14 protein-coding genes and 1 pseudogene are annotated in these 20,603 nt (G+C 56.5%); 1 reads left to right on the plus strand and 14 read right to left on the minus strand.

Features of this window, described 5'->3' with window-relative positions; genetic code table 11:
* Positions 1 to 4: 4 nt before the first annotated feature.
* The 7 genes from PMX60_RS05465 to PMX60_RS05495 all read right to left on the minus strand — a co-directional run bounded on the left by PMX60_RS05465 (position 5) and on the right by PMX60_RS05495 (position 10,619).
* On the minus strand, positions 5 to 1,048 hold the full coding sequence (locus PMX60_RS05465; protein ID WP_271747175.1) for a DHH family phosphoesterase: 1,044 nt from the start codon (positions 1,046 to 1,048) through the stop codon (positions 5 to 7).
* Positions 1,041 to 1,451 carry a 30S ribosome-binding factor RbfA gene (gene rbfA / locus PMX60_RS05470; protein ID WP_271747176.1) on the minus strand — a complete coding sequence of 137 codons (411 nt, stop codon included), beginning with the start codon at positions 1,449 to 1,451 and terminating at the stop codon, positions 1,041 to 1,043. The genes PMX60_RS05465 and rbfA overlap by 8 nt, the downstream gene beginning before the upstream one ends.
* Before the next feature lie 11 nt (positions 1,452 to 1,462).
* The gene (infB, locus tag PMX60_RS05475; protein ID WP_271747177.1) at positions 1,463 to 4,177 is read right to left on the minus strand and encodes a translation initiation factor IF-2; all 2,715 of its coding nucleotides are present in this window, start codon (positions 4,175 to 4,177) and stop codon (positions 1,463 to 1,465) included.
* A 91-nt stretch (positions 4,178 to 4,268) separates the two neighbouring features.
* Positions 4,269 to 5,516 (minus strand): transcription termination factor NusA, encoded by a 1,248-nt coding sequence (nusA, locus tag PMX60_RS05480; protein WP_022094169.1) that lies wholly within the window; start codon positions 5,514 to 5,516, stop codon positions 4,269 to 4,271.
* Between the two features lies 1 nt (position 5,517).
* Positions 5,518 to 6,012, minus strand: a complete 495-nt coding sequence (locus PMX60_RS05485) for a ribosome maturation factor RimP (protein ID WP_118267782.1) — start codon at positions 6,010 to 6,012, stop codon at positions 5,518 to 5,520.
* A 258-nt stretch (positions 6,013 to 6,270) separates the two neighbouring features.
* Positions 6,271 to 8,847 carry a leucine--tRNA ligase gene (gene leuS / locus PMX60_RS05490; protein WP_271747178.1) on the minus strand — a complete coding sequence of 859 codons (2,577 nt, stop codon included), beginning with the start codon at positions 8,845 to 8,847 and terminating at the stop codon, positions 6,271 to 6,273.
* A gap of 260 nt (positions 8,848 to 9,107) precedes the next feature.
* Entirely contained in the window at positions 9,108 to 10,619 is a 1,512-nt protein-coding gene (locus PMX60_RS05495; RefSeq protein ID WP_055251158.1) for an IMP dehydrogenase, read from the minus strand.
* Between the two features lie 193 nt (positions 10,620 to 10,812).
* Between PMX60_RS05495 and PMX60_RS05500 the strand changes: the two genes are divergently transcribed.
* Positions 10,813 to 11,157, plus strand: coding sequence for a winged helix-turn-helix domain-containing protein (locus PMX60_RS05500; protein ID WP_271747179.1), 345 nt, complete (start codon positions 10,813 to 10,815; stop codon positions 11,155 to 11,157).
* Between the two features lie 133 nt (positions 11,158 to 11,290).
* On the opposite strand, the gene PMX60_RS05505 is transcribed toward PMX60_RS05500, so the two are convergent.
* From PMX60_RS05505 to PMX60_RS05535, 7 genes and pseudogenes are all read right to left on the minus strand, one after another.
* On the minus strand, positions 11,291 to 12,283 hold the full coding sequence (locus PMX60_RS05505) for a PLP-dependent transferase (protein WP_271747181.1): 993 nt from the start codon (positions 12,281 to 12,283) through the stop codon (positions 11,291 to 11,293).
* Positions 12,284 to 12,379: 96 nt separating this feature from the next.
* Positions 12,380 to 12,562 (minus strand): annotated as a pseudogene (locus PMX60_RS05510) (GH32 C-terminal domain-containing protein); the annotation flags it as partial.
* A 10-nt stretch (positions 12,563 to 12,572) separates the two neighbouring features.
* A complete protein-coding gene (locus PMX60_RS05515; RefSeq protein WP_271747183.1) occupies positions 12,573 to 13,391 on the minus strand; it encodes a hypothetical protein in 819 nt (272 codons plus the stop codon).
* A 2-nt stretch (positions 13,392 to 13,393) separates the two neighbouring features.
* Positions 13,394 to 14,494, minus strand: a complete 1,101-nt coding sequence (locus PMX60_RS05520) for an AAA family ATPase (RefSeq protein ID WP_271747184.1) — start codon at positions 14,492 to 14,494, stop codon at positions 13,394 to 13,396.
* Between the two features lie 1,707 nt (positions 14,495 to 16,201).
* A complete protein-coding gene (locus PMX60_RS05525) occupies positions 16,202 to 17,164 on the minus strand; it encodes an Abi family protein (RefSeq protein WP_271747185.1) in 963 nt (320 codons plus the stop codon).
* Positions 17,165 to 17,355: 191 nt separating this feature from the next.
* Positions 17,356 to 18,246 (minus strand): DUF4238 domain-containing protein, encoded by an 891-nt coding sequence (locus PMX60_RS05530; protein WP_271747186.1) that lies wholly within the window; start codon positions 18,244 to 18,246, stop codon positions 17,356 to 17,358.
* A 76-nt stretch (positions 18,247 to 18,322) separates the two neighbouring features.
* The gene (locus PMX60_RS05535; protein ID WP_271747189.1) at positions 18,323 to 19,810 is read right to left on the minus strand and encodes a DUF6119 family protein; all 1,488 of its coding nucleotides are present in this window, start codon (positions 19,808 to 19,810) and stop codon (positions 18,323 to 18,325) included.
* Positions 19,811 to 20,603 lie beyond the last annotated feature (793 nt).

Raw genomic sequence — 20,603 nt, forward strand, 5'->3', positions numbered from 1 at the left:
AATGTTAGAGCTCGACGGTCACCGAAGCGGGATCCTCCCCTACCAGCTCGGCCAGCATGGGAAGTGCCACGGCGAGCGTCTCGCGAATCGTTCCGTTGTTGGAAAAGCCGGCGGCGGCATGATGCCCGCCACCGCCAAAGTTGGCAGCGATCTCGGACACATCGAGGTCACCTTTGGAGCGCAGGTTGCCGCGTACCTTGGTATCGCCCTCAATGCCCTTCAGGAACAGGCAGACCTCCACACCCATCACCGAACGCACCACATCGACCAGGCCATCGCACTCGTCCGAAGTGACGCCGCAGGCCTCGAGGTCGCTCTGGTATGCATAACTATATGCCACGCGACCGTGCGCCACGGTCTTGATGCGGCCCATAACGATGGACTTGAGATGCAAGAACTCCACGCGCATGCTCTGGTAGACCTCGAGCGCGACGCGCGCCGGATCGGCACCGTGCGCGACCAGGCGCGAGGCGGCATGGAACGCGGCGGCATCGGCGTTTTGGTACTGAAAACGACCGGTATCGGTCACCAAGCCGCACAGCAGGCAGGTCGCGACACCATTGCGAGCCACAATGCCGCAATTGTCCAAAAAGCGGTCGATGATCATGGCGCAGGCCGCGGAGCCGACGCACCTCAGGCTCAGCTCGGCAAATTCCTCGCGCGCCGGATGGTGATCGAAGCACACCACATGCGCCGAGCGGCGGAGCACCTCGGCGGAGTTGTTCAGACGCTCGACGACCGGCACGTCCACCGAGATGAAAAGGTCCGGATTGCCGGTATACGCAGATGCCGGCACCAAACGATCGGCGCCCTCCATAAAGCGGTAAATGCGCGGAACCGGGTCATCGTCTGCCAGCAGCAGGGCAATGTCCTTGTTGGGGAAAAACTTCATTAGCGATAAGCCCAGACCCAGCACGGAGCCCAGGGCGTCGCCATCGGGAGACGTGTGTCCCGAAATCGCAATGGAGGACGCACCCTCGATGAGCTCGAGGATGCGTCGCTGAATATCTGCAGACTCGCACGATGCGAGGTCGGCGGAATTACTCATCTAAAGCTGCCTCCTGGGCGGCATCCGCTATTGGATAGCCGTCCTCGTCCTTTTCGATCGCAAGCGTGGGGGGAACGTTTTCCAGCGCACGCGTGATGCGCTCGGCCTCATCGGTCGAACGATCGATGCGAAAATCGAGCTCGGGCGTGACGCGCCAATCGAGCGAGCGGGCCAACAGGCTACGGATGCGGCCCTTGGCGCTGGCGAGCGCCTCCATGACCTCGTCGTAGCGGCTCGCATCGCACGACACGTACACGCGCGCGAACGAGCGGTCCACCGCGACCTCGACCGCGGTCAGGGTGACCAGGTCGAGACGCGGATCGGAAACCTCAAAGAGCAGGATATAACCGAGCTTCTCGCGAAGCTGCTCGCCCAGACGGCGGGTTGCCTGCGTTTGCTTCATAGCGCTACCCCCTACTCGGTACGGGCAACCTGGTCAATGCGGTAGCCCTCAATGGTGTCGCCAGGCTTGATGTCCTGGAAGTTCTCCAGGCCAATACCGCCCTCGGAGCCGCTCTTGAGGCTCTTGGCCTCGTCCTTGTAGTGGCGCATCGAGGCGATTTTACCGTTGAAGACCACGATGCCATCGCGCACCAGGCGTACGGAATCGGTCGCGGCGATCTCGCCCTCTTCGACGCGGACACCGGCGGCGATGCCGACTTTGGGCACCTTGAAGGTGTCCAGGACGGTCGCAGTGCCCGTGGAGACCTCAACCTCGGTGGGCTTGAGCATGCCGATACGGGCAGCGTCGAGGTCCTCGAGGCACTTGTAGATGACGTCGTAGCAACGGATCTCGACGCCCTCGCGCTCGGCAGCAGAGCGGGCCTTACCGTCGGGACGGACGCCAAAGCCGATGATGATGGCGTTGGAGGCGTCGGCCAGGACCACGTCGGTCTCGTTGATGGCACCAACGGCGGAGTGGATCGTGTTGATGCGCACCTCGGACTGATCCATCTTGTCGAGGGAGTCCTGAAGGGCCTCGATGGAACCCTGGACGTCGGCCTTGATGATCAGGTTGAGCTCCTTGACCTCGGCGTCGGCGATAGTCTCGAAGAGGTTCTCGAGCGTCACGTGCTTCACGCGGCTCTGCTCCTCGATACGGGCCTTGAGCGAACGCTCGTCGGCCAGCGCACGTGCCTCGCGCTCGTCCTCGAACACGCGGAACTCATCGCCGGCGTTGGGGACGGACTGCAGGCCCAAGATCTCGACGGCGTCGGAAGGACCGGCCTCGGTGACGGCGTTGCCCTTGGGGTCGAGCATGGCACGGACGCGGCCATAGGTGAGGCCGGCGACCAGCGTGTCGCCCACGCGCAGGGTGCCGCGGGTCACGAGCACTGTGGCAACCGAGCCGCGGCCCTTGTCGAGCTTAGCCTCGAGGACGTTGCCCGATGCGAACGTATCGGGGTTAGCCTTGAGCTCGAGCACGTCGGCCTGGAGCAGCACGGTCTCGAGCAGGTCGTCGATACCGATCTTCTGCTTGGCCGAGATGTTGACGAACATGTTCTGTCCGCCCCACTCCTCGGGGATGATGCCGTACTCGGTGAGCTCCTGGCGCACGCGGTCGGGGTTGGCACCCGGCTTATCGATCTTGTTGACGGCGACGACGATGGGAACGCCGGCGGCCTTGGCGTGGTTGATCGACTCGATGGTCTGGGGCATGACGCCGTCGTCGGCAGCCACGATCAGAATGACGATGTCGGTCACCTTGGCGCCGCGGGCACGCATAGCCGTAAAGGTGGCGTGACCGGGGGTATCGATGAAGGTGATCTTGCGGTCGTTGATCATGACCTGCGAAGCGCCGATGGCCTGAGTAATGCCGCCCGCCTCGCCGGCAGCGACGCCGGTGTGACGGATGGCGTCGAGCAGCGAAGTCTTGCCGTGGTCGACGTGGCCCATGACGGTGACGACCGGGGCACGCGGCTTAAGGTCGGCGGGATCGTCGTAGAACGAGAAGGTGTTCTCCTCCTCGGGGGTGATGATCTTGATCTGGCGACCCAGGTCGTCGGCAACGAGCTCGACGAGGTCGTCAGACATGGACTGCGTCATGGTAAGCGGCGTGCCCAGCAGGAACAGACGCTTGATGATGTCGTTGGCCGGAACGTCGAGCGCCTCGGCGAGCTCCTGGACGGTAACGCCCTGGGAGACCTTGATGGCGTCGAGGTCCTCGGGGTTCACGCCCTGGGCCAGCGCCTCCTCTATCTTGCGCTCCTCCTGAGCCTTTGCGGCCTCGCGCTCGCGCTTCTCCTTGCGCTTTTTGCGGCGACCAGTGGACTCGCGAGAGGCCTCCTCGACGGCGGCACGAGCCTCCTCGAGCACCTTCTCGCGGCTGTACTCCTCGGCCTCGCGAGCCATGCGGCTGTAGTGGTCCTCTTCGTTGTTGTGACCGCCCTTGCGCTTCTTGCCCTTGCCCTGCTTGTCGGGGTTGGGGAAGTCCATGCCGGCAGCGACGTTGTTGCTGGCATTGGTGCGATGGCTGTGGGGACGGTTCTCGGAGGCATTGCGCTCGGAGTTGTTGTCGGAAGCGTTGCGATCGTTACGACGGCCACCGCGACGGTCGTTGTTGCCGACACGACGGTTGCCGCGCTCGGCAGCGCGCTCGGCCTTGGCTTTCTCCTCGGCGTCCTTCTTCTCCTTGAGGACGGTCTCCTGTGCGGCGATCTGGTCGAGCAGCGAACGGAAACGCGAACCGGAATCGGAAGCGGGAACGGCGCGGCGCTGGGCCTCGCGGGCAGCCTCCTCCTTCTCGCGGGCAAGGCGCTCCTGCTCGGCCTTCTTCTTAGCCTCGGCCTCGGCGCGGGCGGCCTCCTCGGCAGCCTGGGCAGCGGCGAACTGGCGGCGCTCCTCCTCGCGTGCCTTCTCGGCGGCGATGCGCTCGCGCTCTGCCTCGGCAGCGCGTGCTGCCTCCTCGGCGGCAGCGGCCTGCTCCTCGGCCAGCTTGGCGGCCTCGACTTCCTGGGCGCGGGCCTCGATCACCGAGGCGAGCTGCTTGCGGACCATGGCGACGTATGCGTCCTCCAGAGCGGAGGAAGCGGACTTAGCGGGAATCTTCATTTCGGCGAGATGACCCATCAGTTCCTTGGAGGTCATGCCGAACTCTTTGGCCAGGGTGGACACACGGACTTTTGCCATATGACTTCACCTACCCTTTCTGGCACCTTGGGTGCCTAGAGACTGAACGAGCGTGGGGTATGCGCTGGGACCCGCCCGGCGCGACCGCGCGCTAGATCAGGTCCTCCGCATCATCGAAGGCGTCGGTGTCGTGGACACCGCAGAAACGGGAGCCGGGACGGGCCTGGTTGCGGCACTGGATGCCGTCCTCGGACACGAACTCGCAGCGACGGACGTCCTCGTCCTCCTCGTCACCGATCAGGTCGGCGGCGGGCTCCTCGTGAACGGGAACATTCTTGAGGATGTCGGCGGCAAGGGTCTCGGACTTAATGTCGATGTGCCAGCCGGTCAGGCGCGCGGCGAGGCGGGCATTCTGGCCCTCCTTGCCGATGGCGAGGGACAGCTGGTCATCGGGCACGATGACGCCGGCGTAGGCCTTCTCCTCGTCGATAAGGACGCGGGTGACCTTGGCAGGCGACAGGGCGTTGGCGACGTAGACGGCCGGATCGGCATCCCACAGGATGACGTCGACGCGCTCGCCACGGAGCTCGCCCACGACGGCGCGAACACGGCTGCCCTTAGGGCCGACGCAGGCGCCCACGGGATCCAGGCGATCGTCGAGCGAGTGGACGGCGACCTTAGAGCGCTGACCGGGCTCGCGGGCGATCGACTTGATCTGGACGGTGCCCTCATAGATCTCGGGCACCTCCTGCTCAAACAGACGACGCATGAGCTCGGGGTGGGTACGGGAGATGACAATCGGCGGACGGCTGTGCTCGCCACGGACCGGCTGCAGGTTGGAGTTGGGGTCGCGAACGTCGATGATCACGGCCTTGATATGCTGGTTGTGCAGGTAGCGCTCGCCCATCGGACGCTCGTTGCGCTCGTTCTCGTAACGGCGCTGGTCGAAGTGCGGAAGCTCGGCCTCGACGCCCTCGCGAATCTTGACGATCGTGAAGTCGGGCGTGGACTGCAGCACGGTACCGCTGATGAGGTCACCGATGCGGCCGGAGAACTCCTCGTAGATCTGCTCGCGGGCGGAGTTGCGTACGATGGCGTTGATCTCGGCCTTGGCGTGCTGGGCGGCGATACGGCTCGTGTTCTTAGGAGTGACGTCGATCTCCTCGAACTCGGTGAAGTTGCCCTCCTCGTCCATGGAATCGTCGATCGGCTCCAGACGGTAGACGTAGATCTTGCCGGTGGTGCGGTCGATGGTCACCTTGGCGCCCCACTCAAGATGCAGGATCTCGGCATAGCTCTTGGCGAGCGACTGCTCCAGGCGGTCGATCAGGTAGAGCTGGTCGATGTGCTTCTCCTGGCAAAGCTCCATCAGGGCGGACATCATGTCGGATGCTGCCATCTTACTTTCCTTCCTTCGCGGGCTTGAAGTCATAGGTGGGCTTCAACTTGCACTTTTTAACATCAGAGAAATCGAGGGTGACGGACTCGCCGTCCTCGAGCTCGAGGGTCACGTTCGTCTCGGTGGCAGCGGCAATCTTGCCGGCGTACTTGCGACGGCCCTCGGTGGCGGTGGAGGTGAGCTCGCAGTTCTCGCCCACAAAACGGGCAAAGTCACTCGGGCGGCGCAGCGGGCGCGCCATACCCGGGCTCGACACCTCGAGCGTATAGCTCGAAGAGATGGGGTCGAGCTCCTCAATCACATCGCCGACCCATTTGGTGTTGGCCGTGACGTCGTTGAGCGACAGGCTCTGACCCTCGGCACCCTCGATACGCACACGCACGCAGGGGGCCTTGGTGGCACCCACGAGCTCAACGTCGACGATGTCGACATCGTGCTGGGGAGCAACGGCCTCGAGCGCGTCGATGATCGCCTGCTCGGTCTTGGTCTTGACCATTGCGGCACCTCCATCCATACAAAAAAGAAGCGGGGCCGAAACCCCACTTCTTTCAATTACAACTTCATTTGCAAGCAAACTATACCAATACCTGCACAAACGTGCAACCACAACACAAACCCGCAGGTCAGCGTGAGCACAGGTTCTCCACAAGAATAGAACAATTAACCGTAGGCACCAGGATAGGTACATGAAAAACGAGGGGCGACCCAGCCGGATCGCCCCTCGCCTATAGCACGTCAACTATGCGCGCAGCGCTTACTTGACCACCAGGTTAACCAGCTTGCCAGGCACGCAGATGGCCTTGACGACCGTCTTGCCCTCAAGCCACTTGGCAACGGCTTCCTCGGCGGCAGCCTGCATCTCCTCGTTGGAGGCGTCGCGGGCGACGTCGATGCGGCCACGGACCTTGCCGAGCACCTGTACGACGATCTGCACCGTGTCCTCGATGGACTCGGCCAGGTCGAACTCGGGCCAGGCGGCGGTGTAGGCGTTGCCCTCGCAACCGAGTGCCTCGTGCCACAGCTCGTCGGCCCAGAACGGGCAGATGGGGGCAAGGACGCTCACGATGTCCTTGGCCACGCCGTAGCACAGTGCCTTGTCGCGGTCAGCGTCCTCGGTGGCGTTGAGGTAGGCGCTCGCGGCGTTGACGAGCTCCATGACGGCCGAGATCGCGGTGTTGAACTGGCCGCGGTCAAAGTCCTCGGTGCACTTGGCGATGGTGCGATGGCGCTCACGGTAGAGCTTCATCGCGACCTCGTCGAGCGCGGACTTGTCAAAGGCCACGTTGGCGTCACCCGACTGGACGAGCTGCCACACGATACGCCAGGCGCGCTTGATGAAGCGGTTAGCGCCCTCGACGGCCTTGGGATCCCAGTCGAAGTCCTTCTCGGGCGGGGCGATAAACAGGATCGCCAGACGCATGGTGTCGGCACCATAGGGCTCGATAACCGAGCTCGGGGGCACGACGTTGCCCTTGGACTTGGACATGGTGTCGCCGTTCTCGTCCTTGACCATGCCCTGGCACAGCAGGTTGGTGAAGGGCTCGTCCACACTCAGCAGACCCAGGTCGCGCAGGGCCTTGGTAAAGAAGCGACTGTAGAGCAGGTGCAGAATGGCATGCTCGATGCCGCCGATGTAGTTATCGACGGGCATCCAACGGTCGGCGGCCTCACGGGAGAAGGGCAGCTCGGTGTTGTGCGGGTCGGTATAACGCAGGTAATACCAGCTGGAGCAGGTGAAGGTGTCCATGGTATCGGTCTCGCGCTTGGCCGGGCGACCGCAGACCGGGCAGGTGGTCTCGTAGAACTCCTTGCACTCGGCGAGGGTCTCGCCGGCGCCCAGGTCCAGGTTCTCGGGCAGCGTCACCGGCAGCTGGTCCTCGGGCACGGGCACGATACCGCAGTGCTCGCAGTGGATGGCCGGGATGGGGTTGCCCCAATAACGCTGGCGGCTGATGAGCCAATCGCGCAGACGGAACTCGACCTTACGACGACCGCAGCCCATGGCCTCGAGGTCGGCCACGATGGCAGCCTCGCCCTCGGAGTGCTTACCGCCGCGCATGCCGGTGTACTTGCCGGACTGGACGAGCGTGCCCTCGGCAGCGTGGGCGCAATCCCAATCGACGGTCTCGGCATGGAAGGTATCGATGGTCTCGCCACTAGCCTCGACGGCAGCGCGGTCGTCATCGTCCAGGATGATCGGCACGATCGGCAGGTCGTACTTGCGGGCAAACTCAAAGTCGCGCTGGTCGCCGCAGGGAACGGCCATGACGGCGCCGGTGCCGTAGTCGGCAACGACATAGTCGGCAACCCACACGGGGACCTTCTCGCCGTTGACGGGGTTTACCACATAGCGGCCCGTAAAGGCGCCGTGCTTCTCGAGGGTACCCTGGGCACGCTCGACGGCAGAGATATGCTTGGAGTCCTCGACGATCTTGGTGACGGCCTCCTCGTACTCCGTGCCCTCGACGAGCTCGTGCAGGCGCGCGTACTCGGGAGCCAGGACAAAGAAGGAGACACCAAAGAGCGTGTCGGCTCGCGTGGTGAAGACGGTGATCTTACCCTCGTCACCCTCGATGGGCTCGCCATCCTTGTCGCACAGGGTAAAGTCGACCTCGGCGCCCTCGGAGCGGCCGATCCAGTTGGCCTGCATCTGCTTGACGCGCTCGGGCCAGCCGGGGAGCTTCTCCAGATCGTCGAGCAGCTCCTGGGAGTACTCGGTAATCTTGAAGTACCACTGCTCCAGGTCGCGCTTCTCGGGCTCGGTGCCGCAGCGCCAGCACTTGCCCTCGGTAACCTGCTCGTTAGCCAGAACAGTCTTACAGGTGGGGCACCAATTGACCGGGTTCTTCTTGCGGTAGACCAGGCCCTTTTCCCACATCTTCTCAAAAATCCACTGGCCCCAGCGGTAATAATCGGGGCTGCAGGTCTTGACCATGCGATCCAGATCGTAGGAGAAGCCCATGCGCTTCATCGTGGAAAGCGCCTGGTCCATATTCTTATACGTCCAGGCGGCAGCCTGCGTGTTGTGCTTGATGGCGGCGTTCTCGGCGGGAAGGCCAAAGGCGTCGAAGCCGATGGGGTGCAGCACGTCGTAGCCGCGCATGCGGGCCTGACGGGCCATGGCATCACCGATGGTGTAGTTGCGCGCGTGACCCATGTGCAGGTCGCCCGACGGATACGGGAACATCTCGAGCACATACTTCTTGGGCTTGCTGTCGTCGGTGTCGACGGCAAAGAGGTTGGAGTCCTCCCAGGCCTTCATCCACCTGGACTCAATGGCCTGCGCGTCGTAGGCAGGAATCTCGTCCTTATGATCTGTGCAATCGCACATATCAGCTCCTTTAATCTTAGCTGGGGTCGGTCGGCTTGGCTTTATTCGCTACTGCGGACAGTCCTGCGCAAGACGAAGAGCACATTAAGTGCTCTTCTTTGCGTGCGGAACTTGTAGCGAACAAAGCCAGGCCGACCGACCCTAAGGTTAACTTGACTGATGATAGCAAATACGACAAGCGAGATGCCTGCGACTTGCATGCATCTCGCTTTATCTAAATAACGTGGTTGGGAATCAACCTTTGATATGCAGCTCTTACCTTATCGATAGGAAACGCTCTGCTGAGAATCCTTGACGACTACGTCGTGGGCGCCGCCTTCGACGATCGAGGTCGAGCTGACCAGCGTTAGGCGTGCCTTTTCCTGGAGCTCGGGGATCGAGAGGGCACCGCAGTTGCACATCGTGGACTTGACCTTGTAGAGCGTGCCGCCCACGCCGTCCTTGAGGGAGCCGGCGTACGGGACGTAGGAGTCGACGCCCTCGACGAAGCTGAGCTTCGCAGCGCCGCCCAGGTCATAGCGCTGCCAGTTGCGGGCACGCGCGGAACCCTCGCCCCAGTACTCCTTCATGTACTGGCCGTTGACGTTGACGCGCTCGGTCGGGCTCTCGTCGAAGCGGGCGAAGTAGCGGCCCAGCATCATAAAGTCGGCACCCATGGCAAGGGCGAGTGTCATGTGGTAGTCGTAGACGATACCGCCGTCGGAGCACACGGGCACGTAGACGCCGGTCTCCTCGTAGTACTCGTCGCGAGCACGGCAGACGTCGATCAGCGCGGTGGCCTGGCCACGGCCGATGCCCTTGGTCTCGCGGGTAATGCAGATGGAACCGCCGCCGATACCGACCTTGATGAAGTCAGCACCGCAGTCGGCCAAAAAGCGGAAGCCCTCGGCGTCGACGACGTTACCGGCACCGACCTTGACGTCCTCGCCGTAGTTGGCGCGAATCCACTCAATGGTGCGCTTCTGCCACTCGCTGAAGCCCTCGGAAGAGTCGATGCACAGGACGTCGGCGCCGGCCTCGATGAGCAGCGGCACGCGCTCGGCATAGTCGCGGGTGTTGATGCCGGCGCCAACCATGTAGCGCTTATCGCCGTCGAGCAACTCGTTGGGGTTGGTCTTGTGGCTGTCGTAGTCCTTGCGGAAGACGATACCCATAAGGTGATCGTTGTCGTCGACGATGGGCAGGGCGTTGAGCTTGTTGTCCCAGATGACGTCGTTGGCAACCTTGAGGCTAATGTTCTTGTCGCCCACGATGAGCTGCTCACGCGGGGTCATGAACTCGGAGACCTTCGTCTGGTGGTCATCGCGGCTGGGGCGATAGTCACGGCTGGTGACGATGCCCAGGAGCTTACCCTTGGGAGTGCCGTCGTCGGTAACCGGCATGGTGGAGTGACCGGTCTTCTCCTTGAGCTCGATGACCTGTTCCATGGTCATATCGGGGGTCAGCGTGGAATCGGACTGAACGAAGCCGGCCTTGTGATCCTTGACGGCCTTGACCATAGCGGCCTCGGACTCGGCGCTCTGGGAACCGTATATGAAGGACAGGCCACCCTCGGTAGCGAGCGCGACACCCATGTCGACGCCCGAGACGGACTGCATGATGGCGGAAACCATGGGGATGTTCAGGGTGATTGCCGGCTTCTCACCGCGCTTGAAGCGGGTCAGCGGCGTCTTAAGAGAGACGTTGTTGGGGATGCACTGCGAGGACGAGTAGCCAGGGACCAGCAGATACTCCGAAAACGTGTGGGACTCACCGGGAAAGAACGTAGCCATGTTTCTCCTTTTTCCATGCGACCGGTCGGCTGCAGGCCTCGTAGGACCCAGCCCAACCTTGGGCGCCCAATACTGGGGAAGTATCTTAACGCACTTTGACTGCTACAATGCATGATTTAAGAAGAGCACACGAGGGTTTGACGCAGGCTTTGCGTTTGCCCAGCAAACACTTTAGCGGGAAGACGTGGAGCGTATGAAGTACAAGACGACGGCAAAGTTGGTCATTCAAGCGTGCGACAAGGATTTGCCGGGCGTGTTCGGCCACGGCTGCGTCTTGCTGCTGCAGGGTATTGCCCGCGAGCACTCGCTCAACCGCGCTGCCAAGAGCATGGGCATGGCGTATTCCAAGGCCTGGCGCATTGTGAACGAGGCCGAAGGTCAGCTGGGCTGCAAGCTCATCGAGCGCGACGGCGCCCGCGGATCCACCCTCACCCCCGCCGGCGAGCGAGCCATAGCGGTCTACGAGGAGCTGCAGGCCGACATCAACAACGTCATTGCCAACAAAGCAAACGACCTCATCGCCAGCATAAAAGAATAGCCAATTTAGGACGGGGCCTTATAGCCACGCAACCCCTTCTCATAAGTTGCGGTGAAATAGGGGCTGTTTATGCGGTTAAAGCCGTAAATCAATCCCTATTTCACCGCAACTTATGAAGTCGAGGATGATTTAGCTAGTTGCGGAGGGCATTATCTAGGGTGGCGGCAACGATCAAGGGGTCGTCGGTGCCGGCGAAGAGGCGGATGGTGCTCCCCTGCTTGCCGCGCGTGGCCGAGAGGCGCGTCGTTGCGCCGCCGGCGGGCGATGTACGAAACTCCCCCGGCAAAGCATCGAAGAAATCACCCGCACTGCGCTCGATAAGGTCAAACTCAACTGCCGGACCAAAGCCGTGCTCGAGGATTCCCGTTGCAACCGCATGGTCGGGATGCGAGCTCAGCCCGGGATAGCGCACGTTGCGCACCATCTCATTGGCGGCCAAGTACTCGGACAGCGCACGTGCGCGGTCGAAGTGTGCCTGCATGCGGACATCGAGCGAGTCCAGTCCCCGCTCCAGCACACCGGCCTCGTCAGCAGTCAATTCAAACTTGGCCAATCCACGGCCCTCAAGCAGGGCATGCGCGCACTCGGCCGCGGCATCCACACGATGGCGCTTGAGCTGCGAGCGCGCGACCGATACGGCAACCAACTTGCGCAGAGCATCACCGGCGCATACGCGATCGAGCGCCTCGAGCGACAGCGCAGCACCCAGCCGCAGCGAATCGCAGCCAAAAGCTGACGCCACGGTGTTGTCCACAACCAGCAGCGCATGGGCCTCACGCGCCGCCCGACCCAGCGCACGAAGATCAGGCACACGCAGACCAAACCCGCCGATGGAGTTGACGAACCACCACAGGTGCGGACCCCCAGCGTCAAACGAGCCGGCAAAGCCACCGGACGCCGCAGCAAACGCCACGACAGACGGCTCCCCCACCATCACAACATCGCAGCCGTCAAATCCGCTCGCAAACGCATCGGCAAAGTCGTCCGCAAAGGCCACCAGGCGGTCACCGGGACGCACAATCCCCAGCAGCGAAAGCGCTGCTGGCACATGCGGAGCAGCGACAAGACACGCCTCACGCGCGCCGGCCCTTGCAGCCCAGGCCTCTTCTAGCTGTTGCACGTCCACGCGGCACCGTCCCTTCATAAGCAAAAACCCACGATGCGGATGTTTCCCGCATCGTGGGCAACGGCTGCAGTATAGCGCCGATATGCGACGAATCGCCTAGATGTTGAGCGTGTGATAGGTCACGTTCGCGCCCGGAGCGTCAACGGTCACGCCATGGGCCTCGGGATAGATGCGCGTCGAGAACACGAGCGCGCCATCGTTCACAAACACCTCGACCGACGAGACATCGCCAACAATGCGCACGTTACGAACCTCGTCGACGGGCTCCCAACGCACGGTACGACCCTCTTTAAAACAAACGAATACCCAAACCCCTCTTAATCGCCTTGTTCATAACGTCGTTAAGTCGCTTAGGCCAATTCGCAATAAAGAAAAGGCAGGTGCAGCATGCGCAAAATGAATCATTGTTCAGACGTTCAATCTCATTGAGCAGAAGTTCAGAATGATTGATGCCCGCCACGGTCGCAGCTAAGTCAGCCAGAGACACGTTTGCAATTGGCATCATCTGCTCATTAGTTAACCAAAGCGACCTCAGGGCATGGACGGCAATAATGCAGGCAAATGTAAAACCATCAATACGCCCAATATCCGCAAACGAATCTCCCTTCCTGGCAACCCAGTCCTTGTAAGATCGCTTGCCAAAAATCACATCAGAAGGAACAAGGGCGTCATCCAGAGAGAGACACTTCAAGAGATCAAAATCACGATATGCTTCAACCGATGGATAGCTCAGATATAGCTGACCCATATCAGTGCTATCGCAGTAATAGTCTTGCATTAGCTCAAGCCGTTTAAAATCGAGCCGATTGTCCTGAGGATCTAAGTCAAATATGAGCAAGGTGTCTGTAAAACTGGATTCGAGAAGCTGAGTCGCATCATCTTTATCCGAAAGAAGCTCAGCGACAAAGGGCTTAAGATCAATGGACTCGAAATCGCAACCGTATTCTTGAAAGAGCTTATCAAGAAAGTCATGAACATTGATCTCGACAGGAACAATTTGATGATCATCTGCGAGGCTAAAAGATTCAAATAAACGCCCCATCAGCTGAGGCTCGCGTTTAGCGCCTTCAACAATGAGCAGGACGTTCTTTTCAGACGCACCGTTCATGGCTACTCAAACTCTCCGGCTCGGAGGAGCTTCTCAATATTGTTGCCGAGCCTCAACTCACGATCGGTGGAATCGGCCAAGGTTCGAATACCCTCTTTTGCAGATATTTGATAAACGCAGTCGGGCCTCATTACGCCATTCTTAACAAGCGAAGTGTTGTGGGTAGAGCACAATATCTGACAAGATGTCTTGGAAGCAAAGAGCTTCAAAAGGCTCTCAGCCATCTCAAAGTGGCAAAAAGCGTCAAACTCGTCTATAAACAAAAAGCTGGCAGACTCGTTTAGCTCAAGCTCAGAGAACACCTTAACCAGAGTTCTTGTACCGCTAGAACACGCCTCGACAAACGGGATGCATCGCATGGGATGATTGAAATATAGAACAGGCGAGCCGTCGGACTCTTTAATAACGATCAGGGACTCATCGACTCCAAAATTGCGAATAAATGATTCAAATTCCGCAACTTTGTTCTCGCGTATGATTTTGTTGATTACCTTTTTTGTTTCAACCCCTTTTAATCGAAAGTTGTCCGTGCGAATCAGCCTCATACGCGAGGCAAATCGGCGTAATTCAGCCAAGGCACCTAAAACATTAGTTGGAAGACTGCTCGTTATATAAGAAAGAAGGCTCAACGAAGCATCGAAGAATTCAAAATTAAAGCCAGCTGCACCGATTCGTTCAAGGTGGTTCTCTTCGAAAACGCCGCGTGCATTATTGAAATCGAAAATTCGTTCCCCATCAATCGATAGGGTCTCGTGAAGCCAAGTAGTCGGAGAAGTCTTCTCATAGCAGTAATTGATTTCGCGACCGTCAAATTCAAAGACATAGGTAAACTGTGCCGTACCTCGCCCGCAATCAGCATTCAAAAACAGACGATCATCCTGGTCAGAATAATCGAATGCCTTTGGAAAGCCGAGCGTAATGTCGAATAAAGCTGAACCGAAATTCGATTTACCAGACGCATTTCTGCCGATCAAAAGTGCGGTTTTCACGGTTCCGTTTTTAACGTTATTTTCTGCAAACTGGTAATCACGAGAAGCTGCAAAATTTAATGTAACCGGAGTCGGAAAATTCCTATAGCCATCAACAGTAAAACGCTTAAGCATGAGAGTCTCCTATCTCTTGCCGTAATTATATTACGGCAAGAGATAGGAGACTCTCATCAAATACTCCATTACGAGAAAAGTAATGTGAACAGAGTCCATGCGAACCATGAATACCCGCTACGAAAGCCGCTGGAAAACAGCCCTTAAACGCAAAAACCGCCTTTCGGCGGTTTCCACGGACCAAGCCGGACGTACCGTCGCAAAGCCTCATCACAGTTGGAACTGTAAGTAAAAGCCCAGTCCCAGTCAATCCTTTACCGACAAACCGTAGTGAATTAAGGCTGAGCAGCAACGCATCAGTAAAGTTACATGCTGGCAGAAAAACACCCGCAATTTCGCCTTTTCCCAACTGGGATGTAAGTTTTGACAGGCCGAATCTTACATGCAAACAAAAAAGAGGGCTGACGCATCAACCCTCTTCAGGTGTCGCCCGAAGGCTTCCACCGCAATTGACTTTATTCTAGTTGATATCCTCAGCTTGTCTACAGGCGCGCCTTTCAACGGAGACTTCCAAGTCGAGGCGCCATAAAAATAGGGGATGCCCTCCCTTGGGAAGGAACCCCCTTACAAAACTTTGGCCTTAGCAAGCAAGCTTCTGTTTTTCATTGTTTGACTATGATAGCTCAAGCGATAATCTCGAACCGCCACGACCTATATCTCCCGAACGACGAACCTGCCCTCCAGCATGAGCTTGTGTGCAAGATTGTTGCTACGTCCAGCAATACCAAGCGAAGTGCCGTAGTAATCAAGGAGGGCGAGTACCTTGGCCACCTCTGACTCGCGGACACCCTTAGCGTAGTTTGGGTATAAGAAGACCAGGCTGGTATGCCCGTTATACAAATCCACCGTGCTAAAGATAGACTCAAAGTACGAATAATCGGCCCGAGAGAGCGAATGTCCAAAAAAGACTATTGAAGACATCTCAAGACCATCCCCTCCCCTTTGCGCAGGATAAGCAATCGAGCTACTTGGAACCCCTCGAGCGGACTTCAACACACGATATGTCTTGGCAAACGGGAGGATATCCCGATCATCCAAATTGCCGGAACCGTCGATCCAAAAATGCTTTCACCATCAAGCGTGCCGTGGATATTGACAAGATTGGCATCCCCAAACCGCTGTTTAAGCCACCGATATGGAGACGTGTAGTCCTGCAAAGAACCTAACGAGGCGGCATGGTCGGATATCACGTCTCGGGCAATCTACAGTGGTTGAATCAGTCGCCGCCCCACGGCTCTCTAGGAGTTCAATTGGTTGAACAAAAGTCTTAAGTTCTTTTGCCAAAACAAGCTCCTAAAATCAAAGGGCCGTTGCCGGAAGTCTCCAAACAACGACCCTTCTTTGTCATCGCCTCACTTAGAGTCCACGACGACAGAATCACTACTGGGATAGTACCCTAAAGTCATCGATAATGCGACGCATAGAGGAATTACGTTCGGTGTTCGACTCTTTCGTGAGTCTCTAATCGGCCATCAACGGAGGCTGATATTCTTAGTCTCGATCGGCCCATCGTCGAAACGGTACTTTACCAGCCCGAAAGTCATTACACGCATGAAAAAAGGGCAACACTCTCTTATCGAAAGCGTCACCCTTAAAGCTCCCAAAGAGCTTTTGTATTGCAGGACGCATGCTACACCATCTCATTGAGATGGTGTAGCATGCGTCCTCGACCACCACAAAAACATCATCACATATGATACATGAGACTCAGACTATCGGGTACCATGCATCGACCATACCTTTAAAAAAGCTGAAGGACGATTTTACAGGGTCATTTTTATCGTAATACTGAGCATTCCGATACATGCGATTGACCGACTGGTGAAGCTGAACGCCCTTTGCCGCAACAACGCCAGGAGAGGCAATCAGATGATGCAAATAAAGAGTCGTCGCAATTTGCTGAATCCTGTCATTGCTCAACTTCGTTGAAAGGGTGATATCCGAATAGCCGACAGCCCGTAAAGCATTTTTAACATTGCGGCCAATCTGATAAGAAGGATCCCCTCCCTTAAGGTCATCAATAATGCAGTTATTATGCCCGCAAGCATTACGGAGAGCTTTAACGCTTTGAAGTTGATAGAAACGACTTTGAAGCTTTTTGTCTCGATACCTCTTTGCAACATAAAGAAGAAAATTGTTGAAGGTTCCAAAAGGAATAAGCTCGACAAATGCCCAAACTGGATAACGATAACTAGGGTAATCAGCAATTATTTGGTTTGTATAGCATCCGTTTGCACCTCGGTTGATTTCCGATTTAACTAAATTAACCGTTTTCCCATTATCTAACTTCTGATCTTTAGAAGAAATATACTTCTCGACAATCGAGTACCCATCATCTTGATGCGCTTCCAAGAACCTCAACAGCTGAAGTTTCGAAAAATGCTCAACATCGATTGAAATTGAAAGAAGCACCTGGCGAAATTCATAGTCAATGATTGCAAGATCGCGAAGCATTCCAAAATCAAGGTTAATGAACAAACCATCATTCGGCCCGCCCACATACGTTGGAAAACCCTTTCGAAATAGGTTGATGCGAAAGAAGTTATTGTTCTTCTCAAGATACCGTTCAGCATCATCCTTCGAAGTAAGCTCAAATTTAATGCCCTCCGACTCAAGATGCTGAACTTGCTGAGCAGGAGTCAACCAAGGCTTGGGTCGAAATTCATCCATGCAGCCTCCCGCATATCTACAAGTTATAAAATAACTCGATTATTGTACAGCTCGACGGCCTTGCGGAGCCATACGCCATATGGCCCACAGCGTTCCCGGTAGCGCTGAACACAGTGTATCTCAAGCGTTCGACAGAACAGGATTAAAAACCATACAACCCGGCCAGCCGGCTCAATACATAACTCCGCAAGCTAAACCCTAGGCCTATAACCCTTAATTAGCCGTTCCAAACAAGATGGGCTACTTGCCATCAGAAAATCCCATGATAAACTGCCGTTCATTAACATGCGATTTAAATAATCAACCTTAGCGTTTGTCTCATAGACAATGTTGACACTTCGGTCATTTGCCTGCCTACGATAAAATAGGGCAGCGTAACGGGGGCTGAGCGGAAAATAAATGACGCAAGGATTTACATCGTGTTCATTTGTCCATGCCACGTACGCTGGCAACGAAGCGGTAGCGAATTCGGAGCCCTCGGGGGCAACGCAAAACCTGCAATCCATATCACGAAACAAGTCTATTAAGGAATAAATAGGAGTCCCCTTATAACGCTCGAAGAGCACCGTATCCAAGTAAAGAAATTCAACAGCCGGTTTAAGCTCGCCATCAAATCCAGTAAAATCCGCACACACAACGTCACCATTCGAATAGCGTCCGGTGGCCTCAAGCTCTTTGGAGCGGTTGCAGGCTGCACCCCTCACCTCGTTCAGCCACATTGGATTTCTTGCAATCAAGAAGGCCACGAGCTCAATGACCAAATCAACGCCATCTTTGTTCTTCGGCAATTCACCACGGTCGAGACAATTCAGCAACGATTGATAAGCGGGAGCAAGTTTGCTTTCAGTTTTGCCCAACTTATCTTCGATGACGCCCTTCTCGATGAATCCGCCATCGCCCTGGGATCCACGTCGCCTGACCTCATAGAGGTAGTTTTCAGCACAAACGTTTTCGGGCTTCGTTCGAAAGACGGGTTTCAACCCACCAGCATCGCGTCTTACAACGCTGAGATAACCCGAGTCATCGGTAAACGATTTGAGATAAAACCGAGGCACATAGTGCTGATTCTTAACCCCAGGCATGAGTACGCCCCTCTCCAATAAACAAATCAATCAAGAGCAAGAGTTCCCAGCCGGCGACCGAACTAGCAGCAATGAATCAACCGCAATCGGCTCGGACCTCCTTGATTCTCGCCAATGCGACATCAATGTCCATCGCGGCCAGTTGAGAGCACACGGCATCTAGTGCCACTTTGCTAAAGAATGGAATCTCAGGCCTTGCCGCATCATATTTAGAGATAATCGCAAAAACGACCTGTTTGACCGAATCCCTTTCCAATTTAAAACAATTAGGTTCAATCTTGTCTAGAACAACCTGTGCGCACTTCCTAAAACTAGGATCTGCCTTTACCAAACGAGCCGAGACCAAGCCCTGATTGAACAGATGGCTTAAAGTCGAAGAACCTTGATAATGCTTAACGTGAATGAACGTACCGTCTTTACACAAGATGTCACAAAGCTCGACCTGGCTGCCACGACCGCCGTAGTAAATGGTCTTCTTGTCTAGCAACAACTCGGTCGAGGAATTCATCTCCACGACACGTTGGTTATACGGGCCCTCATATTCGCCCTTAAAATATTCTGGGAATTCCGTTGGGTAAAGCGGAATCTTAGAGAAGCGAGATTCAATCGATGATTTGTAGTCACCATCAATTCGATACCATTTTCCATTATTTGCACAGTAACTGGCCCCTTGATATTCGACCTCGCCATATAGACACTCAGATGCGCGCCATTTATTTATCACCGAGCCCTCTGCCTGTCCAATAACAGAAATACGGGTTTTGCAAAGGTCTTCGTAGCTCTGAGGCAACTTTTCCGGTTCCGGATAGACCATGTCGAGACAAACATCGTCAAGCAAAGAACCCTTTGATCCAACACGAAAGCCGGCGACCGCCTCCCATTCAAGGATTTCCGGCACTGCAAGCCATATATTTTGATCGTGAGCATTAATGAGGCTGATGGCTTTAGAATTCAACGCATCTTCGAGTGACCGCTTGCGCACCGGAACGATTCTGTCGACCCAACCGTATTTAGCCTTATAAGAATCAAGCACATAAACAGCATAGACAGACTTAAGATAGTCTCGGATCGATTCTACCGACTCGCCAACGCTCAATGCGAGAGAATCCGATCCAGTAATAGATCCAGTTGCAAGCAGCCCATCGCCTCCGCTCACAGTCACTCCCTCTAGCAAATCGCGCTCGACATCGATTTCAAAAGCATCAACTGATGACGGAAGGGGCATTTGCTCATCGGTCTTTCGAGCATTGCCAGAAACTGCAGTTCGTTTTAGTTTGCGAAGTCCACCATCCATCGCCTGATTGAGCGCCACTTTAAGCCCAAAGCGTTCCTCGACCGCCTCTTTATCCAGCAAAGTAAAACCATAGCCAAAAGAAATGGCAAATAGACGCTCAGCGTCCTCCGCCACGGCAACTTGAACCAGATGGAGAGCGCTTGCAGAAGAAGATAGCAAAGTATCGGACTCCAGTTGACCGTCAAAATAATCAATCCATTTTGGCGGATGAGGGTCTGATGGCTTTGTGTAAACAACCGAACCATCTTCTAGAAGGTGCCTATGGATCATTGGAGTCAACGATATCACCAATATTAAAACCCTCTTTAATGAGGTAAACCGACATCTTTTGCTTAGCCATAAACATCACCCGTCACGATCGAACCAGACAGCCACCTTATACCCGTGAATAGGCCGACCGAATGCAATGTCTCCACTGAATGTAGAAGGGAAAAACCCTAATTAAACGCTTCGCCGCGTTCAATTAAGACTGAACAACAGTTGCTCTCACGGCACAAAAGCGCCCCAGGCAGCGCGAGCGTGCCCTTCACCCGATCGTTTTACTGGCAGATAGAGGAAGCCGACGCTCACAGTCCAGCAATGCCCGCCAAACTCTTCGCGAGCGAGGGCTCCCATACCCTAAGGCGCCGCTACTCTGAGCCGTGCCAGGCGCACGTCAACCTAGCACGATGGTTTAAGAAATCTCTCTTATTTTGGAACAAAGGACCTGGGCCCGTGCGGCGGCTCAGGACACACCCACTAAATGAGGGGATAGCACCATGCCAAACGACGGCATCGTCTACCAACTGAAGTTCGTGTCCAAAGAGGCGTATATCGACGACCTGAGAGACAGACGTCTCTATATGAACGCAGCCGGGTACTACCATGGTCTTCCCAGCGAGCAGGGCGATCCATTAGAGGTGTCTTTAACGTACGGGATGGGCATCTAAATAGGGAAAGCAATTCAGGAAACGACATTGCCCTGTGCAGCACGTCTCCCATGGCGCCCCATTACAGTCTGAAGTGGGCCACCGATAAATTTCGATGGCGAGCATTCGGCGCATTGCCTACGATACGGGCAAGC

The organism is Collinsella aerofaciens (assembly GCF_028206995.1).
GTDB lineage: Bacteria > Actinomycetota > Coriobacteriia > Coriobacteriales > Coriobacteriaceae > Collinsella > Collinsella aerofaciens_AQ.